This window comes from Nocardioides silvaticus (genome assembly GCF_003160695.1).
Lineage (GTDB): Bacteria > Actinomycetota > Actinomycetes > Propionibacteriales > Nocardioidaceae > Nocardioides > Nocardioides silvaticus.
The window spans coordinates 61366-80805 of record NZ_QGDD01000010.1; the positions used below are offsets into that span (position 1 = coordinate 61366).

Below are 19440 nucleotides of genomic sequence, written 5' to 3' on the forward strand. Positions count from 1 at the left end.
CATTCGGTAACCACGCGAACCCGCCGTGTTCACCCCCGATCGCGACGGATTTCGTCGTCCGACGCCGCTAACGCAACGTTAGCGACCGCCGGATGCAGGGCTTGCCGCCGGTTGTTACCCGCAAGTAATATGACGGCATGAGCCAGGTCCACACCCTCTGGAAGACCGCCTCCGGCCTGCCGGTCATCGGCGGGGTCGGCAAGCGCGCGTTCTCGATCGCGTTCACGCAGAAGGCGCCGTACTTCGCCTCCATCCACCCGCGGTTCACGATCGTCGAGCCCAACCACGTGGAGCTGGTGATCCCGAAGCGCCGCAGCGTCCAGAACCACATCGGCACCGTGCACGCCATTGCGCTGTGCAACGGCTTCGAGGCCGCCATGGGGGCCCTGGCGGAGGTGACCATCCCGAAGGACAAGCGCTGGATCCCCAAGGGGATGGAGGTCGCCTACACCGCCAAGGCGAGCAGCGACATCACCTGCATCGCCGAGACCGACCAGGAGCAGTGGGACAACGCCGACGGCGACCTCGCGGTCCGGGTCCGGGGCGTGCGCGACGACGGGGTCGTGGTGGGCGAGGGCGAGATCCGACTCTGGGTCACGCCGAAGAGCAAGTAGCTCCTCACCGCGGCGCGCGGGCGCTCGGATCGTCCTCGCCGACCATGGACACCTCGAGCACCTTCTTCTCACCGACGAACCGCTTCTGCACCCAGGTGGCGATCGCCGTCAGGATCAGGTTGAGGATGATGTAGATCGTCCCGACGACGAAGACGGTCGGGATCTGGTTCTGGCCGAACTGCGGGTTGCTGTAGATGAGCCGGGCGACGTAGGTGAGTCCCGGGGCCAGGACGACGTACCCGAGCGCGGTGTCCTTCAGTGCGACGACGCACTGGCTGATCAGCGCCGGGAGCATGATCTTGACCGCCTGCGGCAGCAGGATCGTGAGCATCACCTGCGTCTTGCGCATGCCGAGCGCGTACGCCGCCTCCGCCTGTCCCTTCGGCACGGCGTTGATCCCGGCCCGGAAAACCTCGGCCAGCACCGCGCCGTTGTAGAGCATCAGCGCGAGCACGACCGCCCAGTAGGGAGAGGAGTCCTTGTCGGTGCCCAGCAGGTTCCAGATGAAGATCATGGCCAGCAGCACCGGCACGGCACGCCAGAACTCCACGACCGCCCAGCACGGCCACCGTGCCCAGGCGTGCTCCGAGAGCTTCCCGATCCCGAAGACGACGCCGAAGCCGACCGCCAGCAGGATCGCGGAGAACGCCATCTTGAGGGTCTCGAGGACGCCGTCCACGAGGATCGCCTCGATGTAGACGGGGCTGACGAACGGCTCCCACTTCTGGTACTCGAACTGGCCGTTCTGCTCGAGTCGGACCACGACCCAGACGACCGAGGCGACGAGAAGCACGCCCGCGAGCACCGTGTAGATCCGTTGCCGCGCCAGGGCCCGCGGCCCGGGTGCGTCGAAGAGGACGCTGCCGCTCATGAGACCCGCACCCGTCGCTCGAGCCGGTGCGAGATGAAGGAGAGCACCTCAACCAGGATCACGAAGATCAGTGCGAACCCGATGAAGAGGGTCCAGAGCTCGGCGGGGTTGTTCTTGATGAGGAGCCGCATCCGGACGAAGGCCTCGGCCACCCCGAGGGCGCCGGCCACCGTCGTGTTCTTGAGGAGCGCGATCTGCACGTTCGCGAGCGGCGGGATCGTCGCCCGGAACGCCTGGGGCAGGACGACCTGGGTCATCACTCCCGAGAAGGGGAGACCGATCGCGCGGGCTGCCTCGGCCTGACCCAGCGGGACGGCGTTGACGCCCGAGCGGAGCGCCTCGCAGACGAAGGCGGCGGTGTAGATCGTGAGGCCGACTACGCAGGCGGTGAAGATGTTGTTGAGCCGGACGTCGCCGACGCCGGTCGGGATCACGACGTCGACGAAGTTGAACTTGAGGTCGATCTTCGGCGCCGCGATCCGGAAGAAGATGATGACGATGACCAGCGGCGTGTTCCGGACCAGGTGGACGTAGAGCGTGCCCGCCCACCGCAGCACCGGGATCGGCCCCACCCGCATCGCTGCGAGGACGGTCCCGAGGACCATCGAACCGATCCCGGCGAAGAGGAACAGGAGCACCGTGTAGGCGAACGCGAGGGCGATCGCCTCACGGTGCTCCCAGAACAGCTCCACTTGTCGCGATGCCTCAGCTAGCCGCGCACTCGTCGAGCGCCGGCGGCTCGGGGGCCTCCTCGCCCTCGGCGCCGAGGTGGGCGTTGAACGACTCCTCCCAGGTGCCGTCCTCGAACGCCTCGGTGAGCACGTCGTTGATCCACTGGCACATCTCCGGGTAGTCCTTCGAGTAGCCGATGCCGATGCGCTCCTCGGAGAACTCCGGTCCGACGACCTTCACCTCGCCGTCGTACTGCGCCGCGAGGCCGAGGAGGATCGAACCGTCGGTCGACATCGCCGGCACGGTGCCGTTGACAACGTCCTCGGCACACTGCGCGTAGCTCGCGGACGGGACACCCACAGCACCCTCGGCCTCGATGTTCTCCAGGGACGTCGAGCCCTCCTGGGCGCAGACCTCCTCGCCCTGGAGGTCGGCGATCGACTCGACGTCGGAGTCGGCCGGGACCAGCACCTGCTGGCCGGTGAGCATGTAGGGCCCGGCCTGACCGACCAGCTCGCGCCGCTCGTCGGTGATCGAGTACGACGCTGCCACCAGGTCGACGACGCCGTCCTGGAGGAACGTCTCCCGCTGCTCGGACGTCGCCTCTGTCCACGTCACCGAGTCGGACTCCGGGTCGATGCAGAGGTCCGCGATGAGCAGCTTCGCCATGTCGATGTCGAAGCCGACCGGGACCGAGTCCGGGGTGTCCTGCTGGCCGAGGCCCGGCTGGTCGACCCGGTTGCCGATCGCGATCTCACCGGCTTCAGCCAGCTCGGCCATCCGGGTGCCGTCGTCGAACTTGCCGTCACAGTCGTCCTCGGCAGAGACCTCGGGCGAGTCGTCGTCCTCGCCCGCGTCACCGCACGCCGTGAGTGAACATGCCAGGAGGGCTGCCGCAGCAGTCATCCCGAGCTTCATCCTGCGCATTGCTGAATCTCCTCTGTCGTTGCTGATCGGTCAGTGCTTGAGGATCTTGCTGAGGAAGTCCTTGGCCCGGTCGCTCTCCGGATTGGTGAAGAAGGTCTCGGGGTCGGCCTGCTCGACGATCGCCCCGTCGGCCATGAAGACGACCCGGTTGGCCGCCGTACGTGCGAACCCCATCTCGTGGGTGACGACGATCATCGTCATGCCGCGCTCGGCGAGGTCGACCATGACGTCGAGGACCTCCTTGATCATCTCCGGGTCCAGCGCGGAGGTCGGCTCGTCGAAGAGCATCACCTTCGGCTCCATCGCGAGCGCGCGGGCGATGGCGACGCGCTGCTGCTGGCCGCCGGAGAGCTGCGCGGGGTACTTGTCGGCCTGGTGGCCGACACCGACCCGGTCGAGCAGCTCGCGCGCGCGCTTCTCGGCGTCCGCCTTCGACTTCTTGCGGACCTTGATCGGGCCGAGGGTGACGTTCTCGAGAATCGTCTTGTGGGCGAACAGATTGAAGCTCTGGAACACCATGCCGACGTCGGCGCGCAGCCGGGCCAGCGCCTTGCCCTCCTGGGGGAGCGGCTGGCCGTCGATGGCGATCTCACCCTCGTCGATGGTCTCGAGCCGGTTGATCGCCCGGCAGAGCGTCGACTTGCCCGCGCCGGAGGGGCCGATCACGACGATGACCTCGCCGCGGTCGACCTCGAGATCGATGTCGCGAAGGACGTGCAGGCTGCCGTAGTGCTTCTGCACCCCGGTCAGGCACACCAGCGCCTCGCCGGGACCTGCCGACGGAGCGGGTGGTGATGCTTCCGAGACCGTCATGCCTCGGCACGCTAACGGTCACTAGACCATTCGGCTAGACCACCACTCCGGGCGCGACCAATCTGTGACCCGAGTGCGGCGAGCCTCAGAGGTCGCGGACGTAGCGGTGGCACGGTACGGCGATCGGCCCGTCCGGTCCGTCCGCCTGGTAGTCGAACGCGCCGTCGTCGGTCCACCCGGCGCGCTCGTAGAACCGGCGCGCGCGGGCGTTGCCGGCCGCGACGGCGAGCCAGATGCGGGGGTGGCCGGCGGCCGCCACCTGACGCTCGGCCTCCTCGAGCAGCAGGCCGGCGACGCCGGAGCCGCGGGCCGCGGGCCGCGGTAGACCTGCTCGGCCTCGTCGCCGTGGACCACGACGAACCCGACGACCCGGCCCTCGAGGGTCGCGACGGTGGTGAGAGGCAGCCGCTCCGTCGTACGACCGTCGAAGGACTCGTCGGTCCGTGCCTCCACCAGGACGTCGGGCGTGTGGCCGAGGTGGCCGTCGCGCCAGCCCTCGCGCCAGATCCGTGCGATCGCGGGGGCGTCGTCGGCGGTCGCGGGGCGGAGCCGGGGGTCGCTCATTCCAGGAGGCTAGGCGGACCCGCCGACCGTCGCAGCGACGGCAGCGGGTGGCAGGGGCTGAGCCGGTCCGGCTCGTGCGCGATCTGCGGAGCGAGCAGCTTGTTGAGCCGGGTGAAGGCCCACTCGTTGTAGAGGCCGATCGTCACCTGGTCCGACTGCGAGCCGCCGCCGCCGTTGCCCCAGTCGTCGGAGCCGAGCCACGCGGCGTAGTGGGTCTCGCCGTCCTTCACCCAGGTCGCCGTCATCTCCTTGTCGTGGGTGTAGGCGTACGGCCGCTTGCGATTCCCGGTCTTCCAGCAGCCGTCCTCCATCTTCGCTCCCGCCCGCCGGACGGTGCGGACGACGGACCGGTCGACGTCGGGGCCGACCACGACCCGCAGCTTCGAGCCGGCGCGCACCATGGCCGCCAGCTTGCGGGCGATCCAGGCGCCGCGGCGGCCCTGCCAGGAGTACATCGAGACGACCATCCGGGTCTCGGGGGCGGCCGGGATGGCACGGAGCCGGTCCATGACCGGGTCGTTCTCCTTGGTGATCGGCAGCGACGGCATGAAGTAGAGGTCCCAGCCGTCCCCGGACGCGCGTCGCTGCGGGTTGCCCGGCGGCTTGCGGTCCTTCCTCGACTGGAGGAAGACCTTCTGCACCTCGTCGTACACGCGCGGCAGGGCGACCGTCACCATCGCGGAGTACGCGCGGGCGTCCGCGGCGTCGCTGTTGTTGTAGGACCCGATCATCGTGACCTTGCGGGTGGTGCCGACCTTCGAGAACTGCCAGACCTTGGCGTGCATCGTCGTCTTGCCGGCCTTGCCGCGCGCGGCGTTCGTCGTCCACACCACCCACGAGCCCCGGCGCCCGCGTGAGCGTCCCTCGCGGATCAGCTGGGTGAGCTTGACGCCGCCCGAGGACACACCGGAGAGCGGCTTGCCCTCAGGCCCGCCGTAGAAGATCGCGCGGATGTCGACCCCGCGTTGGTACGCCGCCTTCAGCGCCGGCCACGTGATCGAGGAGGCCATGTAGAAGGACATGATCGAGATCGTCGCCCCGCGCGGGGTGTGCTTGATCAGCGTCCGCAGCTGGCGCGCCACCTGCCCCCGGTTGCGGGTCGGGTCGTTCATCGACATCAACCGGTTCACGCTGAACGCGCGCCGCTCACCCACGTCGTCGCCGTCCCGGGCGACGGCGGCGGGATCGGCCGCGTCCGCCGGGTCGCCGGAGGCCGACGGCAGCGTCGTACCACCCAGCAGGACGAGGAGTGCCACGACCGTCGCAGCCATGCGGATCACAGCCCGGAGCCTAGGGCGCACCGCGGTCCCCGCGGACCGAAATCTGATGTGTTGATTCCTCCCCCGTGGCTCGTTGAATCGTCGGTCGTGGTGTGTTCATTCGTCCCTCGTGGCGCGCGACCTCGCCACGAGGGACGATTCGAGTGACCACGAGGGACGATTCGAGTGACCACGAGGGAGGAATCAACCTCCTTGGGATTCGGGGAGCCCGGCCGTCCGCCGTACGATTTCGGGGCCATGACTGCGACGCCGCGCACCTACGAGGTCCGCACCTACGGGTGCCAGATGAACGTCCACGACTCCGAGCGACTCTCGGGGCTGTTGGAGGGTGCTGGCTACACGGCGGCGGCGGACGGCGAGACGGCCGACGTGGTGGTGTTCAACACCTGCGCGGTGCGGGAGAACGCGGACAACCGGCTCTACGGCAACCTCGGGCACCTGGCGCCGATCAAGGCGGCGCGCCCGGGGATGCAGATCGCGGTGGGTGGCTGCCTGGCGCAGAAGGATCGCGCGACGATCACGCAGCGGGCGCCGTGGGTGGACGTCGTGTTCGGCACGCACAACATCGGTGCCCTGCCGGTGCTGCTGGAGCGCGCGCGGGTGCAGGAGGAGGCGCAGGTCGAGATCCTCGAATCGCTCGAGGTGTTCCCGTCGACGCTGCCGACCAAGCGGGAGAGCGCGTACGCCGCCTGGGTGTCGGTCTCGGTCGGCTGCAACAACACCTGCACGTTCTGCATCGTCCCGAGCCTGCGCGGCAAGGAGAAGGACCGCCGACCGGGGGAGATCCTCGCCGAGGTCGAGGCGCTGGTCGCCGAGGGCGTCTCAGAGATCACCCTGCTGGGGCAGAACGTCAACAGCTACGGCGTCGAGTTCGGCGACCGGCAGGCGTTCTCCAAGCTGCTGCGCGCGTGCGGCGACGTCGACGGCCTGGAGCGGGTGCGGTTCACCAGCCCGCACCCGGCGGAGTTCACCGACGACGTCATCGAGGCGATGGCCGAGACGCCCAACGTGATGCCGCAGCTGCACATGCCGCTGCAGTCGGGGTCGGACCGCATGCTCAGGGCGATGCGCCGGTCCTACCGGCAGTCGAAGTACCTCGGCATCATCGAGCGGGTCCGCGCCGCCATGCCCGAGGCCGCGATCACCACCGACATCATCGTGGGGTTCCCGGGCGAGACCGAGGAGGACTTCCAGGCCACGCTCGACGTGGTGCGGCAGGCGCGGTTTGCGAGCGCGTTCACCTTCCAGTACTCCAAGCGCCCCGGCACTCCCGCCGCGGCCCTCGACGACCAGGTCCCGCCGGAGGTCGTCCGCGACCGCTACGACCGGCTCGTCGAGCTGGTCAACGAGATCGCCTGGGACGAGAACAAGCGGCTCGTCGGCCGCGAGGTCGAGTTGATGGTCGCCGAGGGCGAGGGTCGCAAGGACGCCGAGACGCTCCGGCTCTCCGGTCGCGGGCCCGACAACCGGCTGGTGCACTTCGAGGCCGACTACTCGCTGGTCTCGACAGGCTCGACCACCGGGGTGGGCTCGACCACCGGGGTGGGCTCGACCACCGAGGGCGGGCCGCGGCCGGGCGACCTGGTCACCGTCGGCATCACGTACGCCGCCCCGCACCACCTGGTGGCGGACGGACCGGTGCGCGCGCTGCGTCGTACCCGCTCCGGCGACGCGTGGGCCTTGCGGCAGGGTCAGGGACCGGCCGCGGCCGGTTCGGTCGGGCTCGGGATGCCGAGCGTCGGCGTGCCGGCGCCGCTCCCGGACGCCCCGGTCTGCGGCTGACCTAGGATCGCCGGGTGCCTGCCGACGCACCCACCATCCTGGCCACCTCCGGCGGCGTCGTCCCCGCGCCACGCCTCCGCTGGGGTGCCGGTCCGCTGACGGACTACGCGGTGGAGCTGTCGGGCGTCTCCGGCCGGGCTCCGAAGGTCTGCTTCCTCGGGACCGCCTGCGGTGACAGCCCGGCGCTGATCAAGGAGTTCTACGACGCAGCGCAGGCGGCCGGCTACGAGCCCAGCCACCTCCAGCTGTTCACGATGCCCAACGTCGACGACATGCGGGAGCTGCTGCTCGGCCAGGACGTCATCTGGGTGTTCGGCGGGAGCGTCGCCGGCCTGCTCGCGATGTGGCAGCTGCACGGTGTCGACGAGCTGATGCGCGAGGCGTGGCAGGCCGGCGTGGTGCTGACCGGGGTCTCGGCCGGGTCGATCTGCTGGCACGTCGGCGGCACGACGGACTCGTTCGGGCCGGACCTGCGCCCGATCACCAACGGGTTGGCCCTGGTGCCGTACTCCAACGGCGTTCACTACGACTCCGAGGAGCAGCGCCGGCCGCTGTTCCAGTCGCTGATCGCCGACGGAACCCTGCCGACGGGCTACGCGACCGACGACGGCGTGGGCGTGCACTACCGCGGCACCGAGTTCGTCGAGACGCTCACCGAGCGGAAGGGCAAGGCGGCCTACCTGGTCGAGCGCGGGCCCGACGGCGGCGCGGTCGAGACCCGGCTCGAGACCCGCCTGCTGGGCTGATGGACTCCTTCCTCGCGCCGGGCGTCTCCCTGACGCCGCTCGAGGGCGGGTGGTCGGGCGAGACGTTCCTGGCCGAGGCTGGCGGCGAGCGCACGGTCGTGCGGATCTACGCCGATGGCCGGCACCCCGAGCACGCCGCCGAGATCACGGCGTCGCTGCTGACGCTGGTGCGCGGGCTGCTGCCGGTGCCGCAGGTCCTCGAACTGCGCAGACGCGCCCCGGACGGGGAGATGCCCGCACTGCTCGTGACCGAGCTGCTGCCCGGCGTACGCGGCGACCTGCTGCTGCCCACCCTCGACGAGGACGGCCTGCGCCGCGCGGGCGAGGCGATCGGGACGGTGGCTGCCACCCTGGCCGGGATGCCGATGCTGAGAGCGGGACTGTTCGCCGACGGCGAGCTGACGGTCGAACCGTTCGACGGCGACCTGCCCGGGTGGGTCGAGCAGCACCGCGAGGAGCTGAAGCGGCAGGACTGGTCCGCCGGCGAGCTCGCCGACCTGGCGGCTCTCGCCGAGCGCGCGCAGGGACTGCTCGACACCGTCGATCGGGTCAGCCTCGTCCACTCCGACCTCAACCCGAAGAACCTGCTCCTCGACCCGGAGACCCTGACCGTCACCGGGGTGCTCGACTGGGAGTTCGCACACGCCGGCCACCCCTACACCGACCTCGGCAACGTGCTGCGGTTCGACCGCGAGCCCGTCTACGACGCGGCCGTGCTGGCGGCCTGGGAGGCACGGCACGGCACGCCGGCCGAGACGGCGCGGACCCTCGCCCGATGCGCGGACCTCCCGGCGCTGGTCGACCTCGCGGCCCGCAGCGGCGCCAATCCGGTCGCCACCCGTGCCGAGGGGCGGCTGCGCGCGATCGTCGCCGACGGCGACTGGCACGCGGCGCCGTAGCGAGTCGTCATCGCCAGCGTGGCGCATGGCCCGCGCTCGCAATGACGACTCATCGAAGAAGGACCACCCCGCCCGAGCGACCCCCCGATCAGCTCGGACGGGGTGGCGTCTTCTCCCATCCCCGGACCCGCCCGACCGAGCGACCCCCCAGGACGCTCGGTCAGGCGGTTTCCCGCTCCCTGATATGTGGCTTGTGTCGGTGGCGGTGCGCTACACCGCCGAGAGGTGCGACCGCTCCCGGCCGAGCGAGCCCGAAGCTCGCTCGGCCGGGTCGGCCGCCCCACCGGTCCCCCTGTCCCCGTCGGCCCCCTCGCCGTCGACTGCCGCCCGAGCGGCCCCCCAGCTCTGCTCGGACAGCGTCAACGGGGCAAGTGGCACGTCTCGCTCTTGGAGCAAGCGGGAGGTCCTGGCCATCCGCAGCATCAGTGACGCCGAAGGAGTGACGGATCCCGAGACGTAGGTGGAGAGTCGCGACGGCGAGGTGCCGACCCACTTCGCGAACTCCCGTTGCGAGATGCCGCTCGCAGAGATGAGCCGGCGCACCTCTTCGGCGACCTGCTCGCGCTCGTGCTCCTTGTTGCGGTCACGGCACAGCTCGGTGAACCGCTCGACGACGGCGGCCACCTCGGGCCGCTCGACGCCCGCCGCGAGCTCGACGAGGTGCCGGGCGTACGGCGACCACGGGCTGGCGACGATCATCGACAGGTGGTGGCGCCACTCGAGCACGCTCCCGCCGTCGACCACGCCGAGCAGCTGGGCCTGCGTCGTGATGACCGGCAGGAACTCGTCAGGGTCGACGCCCACGTGCAGCAGGGCGACGGCGGCGTCGACGTGCGCGGCAGCCACCATCCGTCGTACGGCGAGGGTGGTGAGCGGCGAGGTCGGGTCCGGCTCGACGAACCGGGCCGTGCGGTGCTGCACCGCGGCGACCCGCTCGCGGCCGAGCCGGTCGGTGAGGGTGTCCAGCGCGGCGAAGTCGGCGGCGTCGCCGAACGCGGCGATGCCGACCAGGTTGGCCAGGACGCCGCAGCTGAGCGCGGCCTTCGGGTTGGTGCGGTGGCGCTCGAGCAACCCCAGCATGCGGTTCCACTCGTGGGTCACGGCGACGTCGATCCGCTCCGCGCGGTCGAGGACGCCGGCGACGACGTGGTGGAAGTCGGCGCCGTGCGGGTCCTTGTTGGCCGCCGCCGCGTAGAACGCCCGCATGCCGCGGACGGTCGTGGTCGGGCCGGTCACAGCGAGCAGCGCGTCGCTGCGGCTGCGGGCCCGGTAGTCGGCGATGGACGTCGGACGCTCGGGAACGGCCGCGGGTGTGCGGTGCGTCTTCGTCGTCATCGTGGCCGTCCTCGTCGGGTTGCGGGAGCTCTGCTGGCTTCCGCGCTCACCTACCAAGACGGGGGCGGCACGCGAACATCACGCGATTCGGAAAGTTTTTCCGAGAATATCTTTTGACGGCATGATGTTGGCCTGCCCGCCTCGTTGGACCGGGTGTGCATCGGGGGGTGCATCGCCGGTTCCCTCCACCATCCGACCGAGGTTGAACCCCATGAGCCAGCTCCCTCCCGACCGCGGGGACGACGCGCTGCTGCTCGAGCGCGCCCGGGCGGGGGACAGCGAGGCGTTCGGGGAGATCTACAGCCGCGAGGTCGACTCGGCCACCCGGCTGGCGCGCGTGCTGGTGGGCAACGACGGCGCCGACGAGCTGGTCTCCGAGTCGTTCGCCAAGGTGCTCACGCAGCTGCAGGCCGGCCGCGGGCCGACCGACGACTTCCGGGCCTACCTGCACGTGACGATCCGCAACGGCTTCCGCGACGGGCTGCGGGCCCCTCGGGAGTCACCGTCCTCGGACCAGCCGTGGCTGCTCGACGACGTGCTCCCGCCCGTCGAGGAGCTCGTCGACGACCTCGACCGCGACGTCGCGGTCACCGCGCTCGCCACGCTGCCGAAGTCGTGGCAGCAGGTGCTCTGGCACCTCGAGGTCGAGGGCCGCAAGCCGGCCGAGGTCGCCACCATCCTCGACATGGAGGCCGGTGCGGTCTCCTCGCTCGCCTACCGCGCCCGCGAGGGCCTCAAGCGCGCCTACCTCGACCAGCAGTTCCGGCCGGCGACCGCGGGCCACTGCGGCTGGGCCCAGAGCCGGATGAGCCAGTACGTCCGCGGCGACCTCAGCCCGCGAACCCAGCAGAAGGTCGCCGACCACATCGACGGCTGCGCCGACTGCGCGGCCGCGTTCGCCGCGGTCGACCGCGTCAACCGCAAGCTCGCCGCCTGGCTGTTCCCGGTCGTCCTCTGGGGTGTCGTCGGTGCCAAGAAGGGCGGGCTGCTCTGGTTCGCAGCAGGCGGTGCGGGCGCCGCCGGCGCAGGGAGTACGACGAGTGGTGGCTCCGGCGGCACCGGCGCCACGGGCGCCACCACCAGCGGGGTGGCGTCCAACCCACTCGTGCTGGGTGCCGCTGCGGCCGTGGTCGCGGCCGGGGTCGTCGGCGGCATCGCGCTCGCGCTCGCGTCGGACGACGACAAGAGTCGCGACACCGCCACCGCCGAGGGCCCCGCCGACCCGGGCTCGCCCTCCGGCGACCCGGGTGGCCCGGGCGACGGGAAGGACCCGGACGGCGAGCCCGATCCCACCACGACCTCCGACCTCCCGGTGATCGCACCGACCCAGCCGACCAGTGACCTCCCGACGAACGAGCCCCCGGCCGTCGTACCGACGGAGCCGACCCAGCCCACCCAACCGACCGAGCCCAGCGGGCCGACCCAGCCGACGAACCCGCCCACGAATCCGCCCACGAGCCCGCCGACCAGTCCGCCGACAAGCCCGCCGCCCACGTCGGAGCCGCCGGTCGTCGTCGTGCCGCGGCCGCCGCTGGTCATCTCGATCAACGTGTGCGGCGTGGTCGGCTCGATCAGCATCGGCGGCATCGCGATCAACGCCGGCAACCCGATCATCGAGTTCGGCGGCATCCGCTACGAGCTGCGCGGGGACGGCCATGAGGGCGTCTTCTCGATCAAGGCGACCGCGCTGCTGGGCTACGTCATCAAGGACGGCGCGCGGACGCTGTTCGCGGGCAACCTCGGCCTCTACCTCCCGTGCCCCAGGTGAGCCGGTGACGTCCTAGAACCCGAAGTGGGTCAGCGGCGGTACCTCGCCCGAGCGCAGCGCGTCGAGCACGAGCCGCTCGTGCGGAACCACCGGGTCGGGCAGGGCGTCCAGCGGGAACCACTCCATCGCCGCGCACTTGGTCTGCTCCACGATCCGCGGCTCGCCGCTCCACGAGCGGGCCGCGAAGAAGAAGTCGATGCGCTCGTCGATCGGCAGGTCGTGCGCCGTACGTTGCATCGCGGTGAGGAACTCCAGGCCGACGTCGGTGACGTCGACCTCCTCGAGCGCCTCGCGCCGCGCGGCGACCTCGGCGGTCTCTCCGCGCTCGACGTGACCGGCGGCGGCCGCCGCCCAGTGCTCGTCCATGTAGCCGGTGCCGCGCCGCAGCTGGAGCAGCACCTCGGTGCCGCCGGTGCTGCCAGGACGCTCGCGCAGGAAGAAGACGTACGACGCCGGGACGACGACGAAGCGATCGACGCCCGTCGCCGGGTCCTGCACCGTCACTTGATGTCGTCGTCCTTGCCGTCGAGGGCGTCGAGGGCGTCCTTGGCCTTGTCGGCGCAGGCGTCGATCTTGTCGCCGAACTTGCCGCCGGTCTTGTCGTCGACGAGGTCCGCGGCCTTGTCGATGCCGTCGGCGATCTTGTCGCCCTGGCTGTCGACCGCGTCGGTCAGCTTGTCCTTCGCGCTGTCGAAGAAGCCCACGGGAACCCCCTGTGTCGACTGATGGAAACCGCCGTCCGGCGCGGGCCGGTGGGCACCACCTTAGTCCTGTTGAGAGACTGCGCCCATGGCGTCCGGCACCCCGATCATCGCGATCGTCGGGCCCACCGCCGCGGGCAAGACCGAGCTGTCGCTCGACCTCGCGGAGCGGCTCGGCGGCGAGATCGTCAACACCGACGCGATGCAGCTCTACCGCGGCATGGACATCGGTACGGCGAAGCTGCCGGTCGCCGAGCGGCGCGGCATCCCGCACCACCTGCTCGACCGCCTCACCGTCAGCGAGCCGGCCACGGTGGCGGAGTTCCAGGGGTGGGCGCGGACGGTGATCACGTCCCTGCGGGCGGCGGGCCGACCGCCGGTGCTGGTGGGCGGGTCGGCGCTCTACACCCGGGCGGTGCTCGACCGGTTCGAGTTCCCCGGCACCGATCCCGCGCTGCGGGCGAAGTGGGAAGCCGAGCTCGTCGCCCGCGGCCCGGCGGCGCTGCACGCCCTGCTGGCCGAGCGCGACCCCGCCGCGGCCGAGCGGATCGAGCCGGACAACGGCCGGCGCATCGTCCGCGCTCTGGAGGTCGTCGAGCTCACCGGCCGGCCGTTCTCGGCGACCCTGCCGCAGCTGGAGTACGTCGAGCCCGCCACCGTGCAGATCGGCGTCCGGATCGACCGCGACCTGCTGGAGCGGCGGATCGAGCAGCGAGTGGACGCGATGTTCGAAACCGGGCTTGTCGACGAGGTGCGCCGCCTGCTCGACGAGGGTCTGGCCGAGGGCCGCACCGCCTCCCGCGCCATCGGCTACCAGCAGGTGATCGCCCATCTCGCCGGCGACCTCAGCCTCGCCGAGGCCCGCGAGCGCACCGTCATCGCCACCCGCCAGTTCGCCCGCCGCCAGCTGGCGTGGTGGAAGGACGACCCGCGGATCGCCTGGGTCGAGCACGACGACCCGCGCCGGGTCGAGCGGGCGCTGGCGGCCGTCGCCTTGGTCGTCGAGTAGGCCGAGCGCTCTGCGCGAGGCCGTATCGAGACGCCGTACGCAGGGTTGCGGCGTCTCGATACGTCGCTCGCTGCGCTCGCTCCTACTCGACGACCTGGGTCGGGCACGACCCGGACCGGGCCGGGCGGGCGCTGGCCGCGGTCGCCTTGGTCGTCGAGTAGGCCGAGCGCTCTGCGCGAGGCCGTATCGAGACGCCGCACGCAGGGTTGCGGCGTCTCGATACGTCGCTCGCTGCGCTCGCTCCTACTCGACGACCGGATCGGTTCGCTGCGCTCGCTCCTGCTCGACGACCGGAGGGGCGCAAGAACGGTCAGGCGCCGTACGACGGATCCGGGCGAGACTGGTCCCATGACCGAGACCCCGCGCGACCGGTTGCGTGAGCTCCTCGACGCGGTCCTCGACGAGGACAACCGGACGCTGGACGAGATGGCGGGCGATGCCTACGCGTCGCCGTACCACTTCAACCGGCTGCTGGCGAAGAACGCCTACGAGACGCCGGTCGCGATGCGTCGGCGGGTGATGCTGGAGCGGGCGGCGTGGCAGCTCCGGCAGGGCACGACGGTGACGGACGCGGCGTGGGCGGCGGGGTACGAGTCGGTCGAGGGCTTCAGTCGCGCGTTCAGCCGGGCGTTCGGGCACCCGCCGAGCACGCCGCCCGCACAGTCCGCCAGCCACTGGCTGCCCGCGAAGAACGGGATCCACTTCCACCCACCGATGTCGCTGTGGGTGCACAGCACGGAGCAACCGATGAACCCACTGACCGAACAGCTGGTCCAGCACGACCTGGACGACACCCGCGACCTGATCGAGGTCGCGAAGGGCCTGCCCGACGAGGCGTACCGTCGCGAGCACTTCCCCCAGGACACCGTCCTGCGCTGGGACGGCGAGGACTCCTCGATCGCCAACGTCCTCGAGCACCAGGTCTTCACCAAGGAGGTCTGGCTCGCGGCGATCGAGGGCAGCGACTTCCCCGACCAGCGCGGCGACGACCCGGCCACGCTCCTCGAGCGGCACGACGCCGCAGCCGCGCGATGGCTCGGGTTCGTGCGCGACATCGAGAGCAGAGGGGCCTGGGACGACCGGCTGATCGACGCGCTCTGCGACCCGCCCGAGAGCTTCCAGATGGGCAGCGTGGTCGCGCACGTGCTGACGTTCGCCGCCCACCGCCGCCAGCTCGTGCGGCAGATGCTGCGCGGCAGCGGCGTCGAGACCGACCACGGTGACCCGATCGAGTGGCTCCGTGACCGACGAGGGGAAGGACACGCCCACCCATGACCCGCCTGATCTACTACACGGCCACCACGCTCGACGGCTTCATCGCGGACCCGGACGACTCGCTCGACTGGCTGCTGCGACAGGACATCGACGAGCAAGGGCCGTCGAACTACGACGAGTTCATCAAGAACATCGGGGCGATCGTGATGGGCCGGACGACGTACGACTGGATCCGAGCGCACGAGCCCGACAAGTGGTACTACGACATGCCGGCCTGGGTGATGACCAGTCGCGACCTCGAGATCCCGAAGGTCGACGGCGTCAAGCCGGACCTGCGGGTGGCGTCGGGCAGCGTGCGTGAGGTGTACGACGACATGGTGGCCGCTGCCGGCGGCAAGGACCTGTGGGTGGTCGGTGGGGGAGACCTGGTCGGTCAGTTCGCCGACGAGAGACTGCTCGACGAGGTGATCGCCAGCATCGCTCCGGTCACCCTCGGCGCCGGCCGGCCGATCCTGCCCCGCCGCTACGACCTCGAGCTGCTCGAGGTTGAGCAGAACAAGGCGTTCGTCACCGCCCGCTACCGGTTCGTCGGCCCGCTCAAGGAGGACCTGCCTGCGGCGGACGCCGCTGGGTAACGTGGCAGCACGGTCTCTATCTCGGGAGCAACCATGTCCACTGCACTCCGTCGTGTCCCCACCCTCCTCGCCGCCGGTGTGCTGGCCGTCGCCCTGACCGGTGCCCCCACCGGGACCAGCGCCACCGCCGAGGGGAGCGACCAGAGCAGCCCGCTCGCGCAGCGCCCGGCTCCGCCGAAGACCCCGGTCGCTGTCGGTCGCGGCGGCGCTGTCAGCTCGGTCGACCCCTACGCCTCCCAGATCGGGCTCGACGTGCTCGCCGACGGCGGCAACGCCGTCGACGCGGCGGTCGCCACCGCGGCCGCGCTCGGTGTCACCGAGCCGTTCAGCGCCGGCATCGGCGGCGGCGGCTACTTCGTCTACTACGACGCGAAGTCCGGCAGGGTGCGCACGATCGACGGCCGCGAGACCGCTCCCGCCGGCATCGAGCAGGACGCGTTCATCGACCCCGCGACCGGCGAGCCCTACCCGTTCACTCCCGACCTGGTCACCAGCGGCGTCTCGGTCGGCGTGCCGGGCACCCCCGCCACCTGGGACGAGGCGCTCGACCGGTGGGGCAAGCTCTCCCTGCGCAAGGCGCTCGCGCCTGCGGCCCGACTCGCGCAGCGCGGGTTCGTCGTCGACGAGACCTTCAACCTGCAGACCAGCGAGAACGAGCAGCGGTTCCGCACGTTCACCCCGACCATCGACCTCTACCTCGAGGACGGCGTGCCCGAGGTCGGCAGCACCTTCCGCAACCCCGATCTCGCCCGCACCTACCGGCTGCTGGGCGAGCGCGGCACCGACTGGCTCTACCGGGGCGGTCTGGCCGAGGAGATCGCCGCGACGGTGCAAGAGCCGCCGGTCAGCGGCGAGACGGACCTGCCGGCCCCGCCGGGAAGCATGACGCCGCGCGACCTCAAGCGCTACCGCGCGCTGCTGCAGCGCCCGACCCGCCTGTCCTACGAGGGCTACGACGTCTTCGGGATGGCGCCGTCGTCGTCGGGCGGCACGACCGTCGGTGAGTCGCTCAACATCCTGGAGCAGGCCGGCGTGCACCACATGGAGGAGCCCGACGCGCTGCACCACTACCTCGAGGCGACCGCGCTTGCGTTCGCCGACCGCGGCGCCTACGTCGGCGACCCCGCGTACGTCGACGTCCCCACCCGCGCGCTCCTCGACGACGACTTCGCGGCCGAGCGGTCCTGCGAGATCGACCCCGACACCGCAGCCACCAAGCCGGTGCCGGCGGGCGACGTGACGTCGTACGACGGCGAGTGCGACGCGACCGACGACGAGGGCAGGACCGACCCCGACACCGAGAACCTCTCCACCACCCACCTCACGACCGCCGACCGTTGGGGCAACGTGGTGGCCTACACGCTCACGATCGAGCAGACCGGCGGGTCCGGGATCGTGGTGCCCGGGCGCGGGTTCCTGCTCAACAACGAGCTGACCGACTTCTCGACCGAGTACGACGAGGCCGACCCCAACCGGATCCAGCCGGGCAAGCGGCCGCGGAGCTCGATGTCCCCGACGATCGTCCTGCGCGACGGCAGGCCCTTCCTGGCGCTGGGTTCGCCGGGCGGCTCGACGATCATCACGACCGTGCTCCAGGTGCTGCTCAACCGGCTCGACCTCGGGATGAGGCTGCCCGCTGCGGTGGCCGCGCCGCGGGCCTCGCAGCGCAACACCGCCAGCGTCACGGCGGAGCAGGCGTTCATCGACGCCTGGGGCGCCACGCTGGAGGAGTACGGCCACACCTTCACCGTCGCCGGCCCGCCCGGCAGCAGCGCGTCGCAGATCGGCGCGGTCGCCGCGATCGAGATCCGGCCGCGCGGTCGGATGATCGCCGCGGCCGAGCCGGTCCGTCGAGGCGGCGGAGCGGCGTACGTCGTCCGCCCCCGCTAGCCGTGGTCGTCGAGTAGGAGCGAGCGCAGCGAGCGACGTATCGAGACGCTTCCGGTCGTCGAGTAGGAGCGAGCGCAGCGAGCGACGTATCGAGACGCTTCCGGTCGTCGAGTAGGAGCGAGCGCAGCGAGCGACGTATCGAGACGCGGTGAGACGGACGCCCGCCGTACCCTGGGCGAGTGACCTGGACCGAGATCGACAACCTCGACGAGCTCACCACGCTCCTCGGCGAGCCCGCCGCGGCGGCGCGCAGCAAGGAACGCTCGGCGCTGGCCGACGTCGACAAGGACTGGCTCGCGGCGTCGCCGTTCTGCGTGCTCGCGACCTCCGACGCCGAGGGCAACGTCGACGTGTCGCCGAAGGGCGACCCGGCCGGATCGCTGGCGCATGTCATCGACGACGTGACGATCGCGATCGCCGAGCGGCCGGGCAACCGGCGGGCCGACGGCTACCGCAACATCCTGCAGAACCCGCACGTCGGCCTGAACTTCCTCATCCCGGGTCGCGGCGACACCCTCCGCGTCAACGGCCGCGCGCGGCTGGTCAGCGACGCTCCGTTCTTCGACGCGATGGTCGTCAAGGGCCACCGGCCGCTGCTCGCGATCGTCGTCGACGTCGACACCGTCTTCTTCCACTGCGCGAAGGCGTTCCTGCGCTCGCAGCTGTGGGAGCCGGACACCTGGGACCCGACCGGCGTGGTGCCACGGCGCGCAGTGATCTCGCACGCGATGGAGAAGAAGGACAAGTCGATCGAGGAGCTCGACGAGTACTACGGGCCGAGCTACGCCGCAGGCCTCTATGCCTGAGACCTCTACCCTGGAGGCATGACCGCGTCCTCGTCGTACCCGTTCCTCAAGGGGCACGGCACCGAGAACGACTTCGTCCTGCTGCCCGACCACGACGGCACGGTGCACGGCGACCTGGGTGCCGAGCGGGTGCGGGCCCTGTGCGACCGGCGGGCCGGCATCGGCGGCGACGGCGTGCTCCGCGTGATCCGCACGGCCGCGATCGAGACGGGTGCGGGGCAGGACGCGGAGTGGTTCATGGACTACCGCAACGCCGACGGCTCGTTCTCGGAGATGTGCGGCAACGGGATCCGGGTCTTCGGCCGCCACCTCGCGCTCGAGGGGCTCGTCGACGCCTCCGGGCCGGTGCTGATCGCGACGCGGGACGGTGTGAAGACGCTGACGTTCGCGGACGGCGCGGCCGACGGCGAGATCACTGTCGACATGGGCACCCCGCGGGTGCTCGAGGAGACCAAGGTGTCGGTCGGCGACCACACCTGGCCGGCGGTCAACGTCGACATGGGCAACCCGCACGCGGTGGCGTTCGTCGACGACCTGGCCGACGCGGGACGGCTGCTCGACCCGCCCCTGCACGATGAGGCGACCTACCCGGACGGGGTGAACGTGGAGTTCGTCGTACGGCGAGGCCCCGGCCACGTCGCGATGCGGGTCCACGAGCGCGGATCGGGCGAGACCCGGTCCTGCGGCACCGGCGCCTGCGCGGTCATGGTCGCCGCGGCGCTGGCCGACGACGCGGCCCGCGACACCGACTACCTCGTCGACCTGCCCGGCGGCACCCTGCGGATCCGCTGGACCGACGACGACCGGGTCCTGATGAGCGGCCCAGCCGTGCTCGTGGCCTCCGGCAGCACCTCGCTCTGACCTGGCGGGGGCTTCCCGGCGACCAGGGTGGTCCGCACCGTTGTCAGGACAG

Annotated in this window: 20 protein-coding genes; 11 read left to right on the forward strand and 9 right to left on the reverse strand. The window is 71.1% G+C overall.

Features of this window, described 5'->3' with window-relative positions; all coding sequences use genetic code 11:
* The first annotated feature begins 137 nt into the window (after window positions 1-137).
* Window positions 138-614, forward strand: coding sequence for a hotdog fold domain-containing protein (locus DJ010_RS19080; protein ID WP_109696758.1), 477 nt, complete (start codon window positions 138-140; stop codon window positions 612-614).
* A gap of 4 nt (window positions 615-618) precedes the next feature.
* Here the strand turns inward: DJ010_RS19080 and DJ010_RS19085 are convergent, their stop codons facing one another.
* The 6 genes from DJ010_RS19085 to DJ010_RS19110 all read right to left on the reverse strand — a co-directional run bounded on the left by DJ010_RS19085 (window position 619) and on the right by DJ010_RS19110 (window position 5732).
* Window positions 619-1485 carry an amino acid ABC transporter permease gene (locus DJ010_RS19085; protein ID WP_109696760.1) on the reverse strand — a complete coding sequence of 289 codons (867 nt, stop codon included), beginning with the start codon at window positions 1483-1485 and terminating at the stop codon, window positions 619-621.
* Window positions 1482-2177 (reverse strand): amino acid ABC transporter permease, encoded by a 696-nt coding sequence (locus DJ010_RS19090; RefSeq protein WP_109696762.1) that lies wholly within the window; start codon window positions 2175-2177, stop codon window positions 1482-1484. Before DJ010_RS19090 ends, DJ010_RS19085 begins: the two co-directional genes overlap by 4 nt.
* 13 nt (window positions 2178-2190) lie before the next feature.
* The gene (locus tag DJ010_RS19095) at window positions 2191-3084 is read right to left on the reverse strand and encodes a glutamate ABC transporter substrate-binding protein (RefSeq protein WP_109696764.1); all 894 of its coding nucleotides are present in this window, start codon (window positions 3082-3084) and stop codon (window positions 2191-2193) included.
* Window positions 3085-3114: 30 nt separating this feature from the next.
* The gene (locus DJ010_RS19100; RefSeq protein WP_211318888.1) at window positions 3115-3843 is read right to left on the reverse strand and encodes an amino acid ABC transporter ATP-binding protein; all 729 of its coding nucleotides are present in this window, start codon (window positions 3841-3843) and stop codon (window positions 3115-3117) included.
* 139 nt (window positions 3844-3982) lie between these two features.
* Window positions 3983-4156, reverse strand: coding sequence for an N-acetyltransferase (locus tag DJ010_RS22815; protein WP_245927714.1), 174 nt, complete (start codon window positions 4154-4156; stop codon window positions 3983-3985).
* Window positions 4157-4457: 301 nt separating this feature from the next.
* Window positions 4458-5732 (reverse strand): phospholipase D-like domain-containing protein, encoded by a 1275-nt coding sequence (locus DJ010_RS19110; RefSeq protein WP_245927721.1) that lies wholly within the window; start codon window positions 5730-5732, stop codon window positions 4458-4460.
* Window positions 5733-5978: 246 nt separating this feature from the next.
* On the opposite strand from DJ010_RS19110, the gene miaB reads away from it, so the two are divergent.
* Genes miaB through DJ010_RS19125 form a run of 3 tightly spaced genes read left to right on the forward strand, consistent with a single transcriptional unit; the run spans window position 5979 to window position 9168 of the window.
* Window positions 5979-7523: a tRNA (N6-isopentenyl adenosine(37)-C2)-methylthiotransferase MiaB gene (gene miaB, locus DJ010_RS19115; RefSeq protein WP_109696769.1), complete on the forward strand. Its 1545-nt coding sequence runs from the start codon at window positions 5979-5981 to the stop codon at window positions 7521-7523.
* Window positions 7524-7537: 14 nt separating this feature from the next.
* The gene (locus tag DJ010_RS19120) at window positions 7538-8269 is read left to right on the forward strand and encodes a Type 1 glutamine amidotransferase-like domain-containing protein (RefSeq protein WP_109696771.1); all 732 of its coding nucleotides are present in this window, start codon (window positions 7538-7540) and stop codon (window positions 8267-8269) included.
* Window positions 8269-9168 carry a phosphotransferase family protein gene (locus DJ010_RS19125; RefSeq protein WP_109696773.1) on the forward strand — a complete coding sequence of 300 codons (900 nt, stop codon included), beginning with the start codon at window positions 8269-8271 and terminating at the stop codon, window positions 9166-9168. The genes DJ010_RS19120 and DJ010_RS19125 overlap by 1 nt, the downstream gene beginning before the upstream one ends.
* Window positions 9169-9378: 210 nt before the next feature.
* On the opposite strand, the gene DJ010_RS19130 is transcribed toward DJ010_RS19125, so the two are convergent.
* Window positions 9379-10503 (reverse strand): helix-turn-helix domain-containing protein, encoded by a 1125-nt coding sequence (locus DJ010_RS19130; RefSeq protein ID WP_109696775.1) that lies wholly within the window; start codon window positions 10501-10503, stop codon window positions 9379-9381.
* Window positions 10504-10714: 211 nt separating this feature from the next.
* Between DJ010_RS19130 and DJ010_RS19135 the strand changes: the two genes are divergently transcribed.
* Window positions 10715-12271, forward strand: coding sequence for a sigma-70 family RNA polymerase sigma factor (locus DJ010_RS19135; RefSeq protein ID WP_158283066.1), 1557 nt, complete (start codon window positions 10715-10717; stop codon window positions 12269-12271).
* Between the two features lie 12 nt (window positions 12272-12283).
* On the opposite strand, the gene DJ010_RS19140 is transcribed toward DJ010_RS19135, so the two are convergent.
* Both DJ010_RS19140 and DJ010_RS19145 read right to left on the reverse strand, forming a co-directional pair.
* Window positions 12284-12775 carry an NUDIX domain-containing protein gene (locus tag DJ010_RS19140; protein ID WP_245927715.1) on the reverse strand — a complete coding sequence of 164 codons (492 nt, stop codon included), beginning with the start codon at window positions 12773-12775 and terminating at the stop codon, window positions 12284-12286.
* A complete protein-coding gene (locus DJ010_RS19145) occupies window positions 12772-12975 on the reverse strand; it encodes an antitoxin (protein WP_109696778.1) in 204 nt (67 codons plus the stop codon). Before DJ010_RS19145 ends, DJ010_RS19140 begins: the two co-directional genes overlap by 4 nt.
* Before the next feature lie 85 nt (window positions 12976-13060).
* Between DJ010_RS19145 and miaA the strand changes: the two genes are divergently transcribed.
* The 6 genes from miaA to dapF all read left to right on the forward strand — a co-directional run bounded on the left by miaA (window position 13061) and on the right by dapF (window position 19388).
* The gene (gene miaA, locus DJ010_RS19150) at window positions 13061-13981 is read left to right on the forward strand and encodes a tRNA (adenosine(37)-N6)-dimethylallyltransferase MiaA (protein WP_109696780.1); all 921 of its coding nucleotides are present in this window, start codon (window positions 13061-13063) and stop codon (window positions 13979-13981) included.
* 348 nt (window positions 13982-14329) lie between these two features.
* On the forward strand, window positions 14330-15256 hold the full coding sequence (locus DJ010_RS19155; RefSeq protein WP_109696783.1) for a helix-turn-helix domain-containing protein: 927 nt from the start codon (window positions 14330-14332) through the stop codon (window positions 15254-15256).
* Complete coding sequence (locus DJ010_RS19160) at window positions 15253-15831, forward strand: dihydrofolate reductase family protein (protein ID WP_109696784.1); 579 nt, start codon at window positions 15253-15255, stop codon at window positions 15829-15831. Before DJ010_RS19155 ends, DJ010_RS19160 begins: the two co-directional genes overlap by 4 nt.
* Window positions 15832-15864: 33 nt before the next feature.
* Window positions 15865-17721 carry a gamma-glutamyltransferase gene (ggt, locus tag DJ010_RS19165; RefSeq protein WP_109696786.1) on the forward strand — a complete coding sequence of 619 codons (1857 nt, stop codon included), beginning with the start codon at window positions 15865-15867 and terminating at the stop codon, window positions 17719-17721.
* A 179-nt stretch (window positions 17722-17900) separates the two neighbouring features.
* Entirely contained in the window at window positions 17901-18527 is a 627-nt protein-coding gene (locus tag DJ010_RS19170) for a pyridoxamine 5'-phosphate oxidase family protein (protein ID WP_109696788.1), read from the forward strand.
* An 18-nt stretch (window positions 18528-18545) separates the two neighbouring features.
* Window positions 18546-19388, forward strand: coding sequence for a diaminopimelate epimerase (gene dapF, locus DJ010_RS19175; protein ID WP_109696790.1), 843 nt, complete (start codon window positions 18546-18548; stop codon window positions 19386-19388).
* Window positions 19389-19440: the final 52 nt, after the last annotated feature.

Coding starts and splice junctions, on each gene's coding strand:
- DJ010_RS19080 (WP_109696758.1), top strand. CDS start 138: ATGAGCCAGGTCCACACCCTCTGGAAGACCGCCTCCGGCCTGCCGGTC.
- DJ010_RS19085 (WP_109696760.1), bottom strand. CDS start 1,485: ATGAGCGGCAGCGTCCTCTTCGACGCACCCGGGCCGCGGGCCCTGGCG.
- DJ010_RS19095 (WP_109696764.1), bottom strand. CDS start 3,084: ATGCGCAGGATGAAGCTCGGGATGACTGCTGCGGCAGCCCTCCTGGCA.
- DJ010_RS19110 (WP_245927721.1), bottom strand. CDS start 5,732: ATGGCTGCGACGGTCGTGGCACTCCTCGTCCTGCTGGGTGGTACGACG.
- miaB (WP_109696769.1), top strand. CDS start 5,979: ATGACTGCGACGCCGCGCACCTACGAGGTCCGCACCTACGGGTGCCAG.
- DJ010_RS19125 (WP_109696773.1), top strand. CDS start 8,269: ATGGACTCCTTCCTCGCGCCGGGCGTCTCCCTGACGCCGCTCGAGGGC.
- DJ010_RS19130 (WP_109696775.1), bottom strand. CDS start 10,503: ATGACGACGAAGACGCACCGCACACCCGCGGCCGTTCCCGAGCGTCCG.
- DJ010_RS19135 (WP_158283066.1), top strand. CDS start 10,715: ATGAGCCAGCTCCCTCCCGACCGCGGGGACGACGCGCTGCTGCTCGAG.
- miaA (WP_109696780.1), top strand. CDS start 13,061: ATGGCGTCCGGCACCCCGATCATCGCGATCGTCGGGCCCACCGCCGCG.
- DJ010_RS19155 (WP_109696783.1), top strand. CDS start 14,330: ATGACCGAGACCCCGCGCGACCGGTTGCGTGAGCTCCTCGACGCGGTC.
- DJ010_RS19160 (WP_109696784.1), top strand. CDS start 15,253: ATGACCCGCCTGATCTACTACACGGCCACCACGCTCGACGGCTTCATC.
- ggt (WP_109696786.1), top strand. CDS start 15,865: ATGTCCACTGCACTCCGTCGTGTCCCCACCCTCCTCGCCGCCGGTGTG.
- dapF (WP_109696790.1), top strand. CDS start 18,546: ATGACCGCGTCCTCGTCGTACCCGTTCCTCAAGGGGCACGGCACCGAG.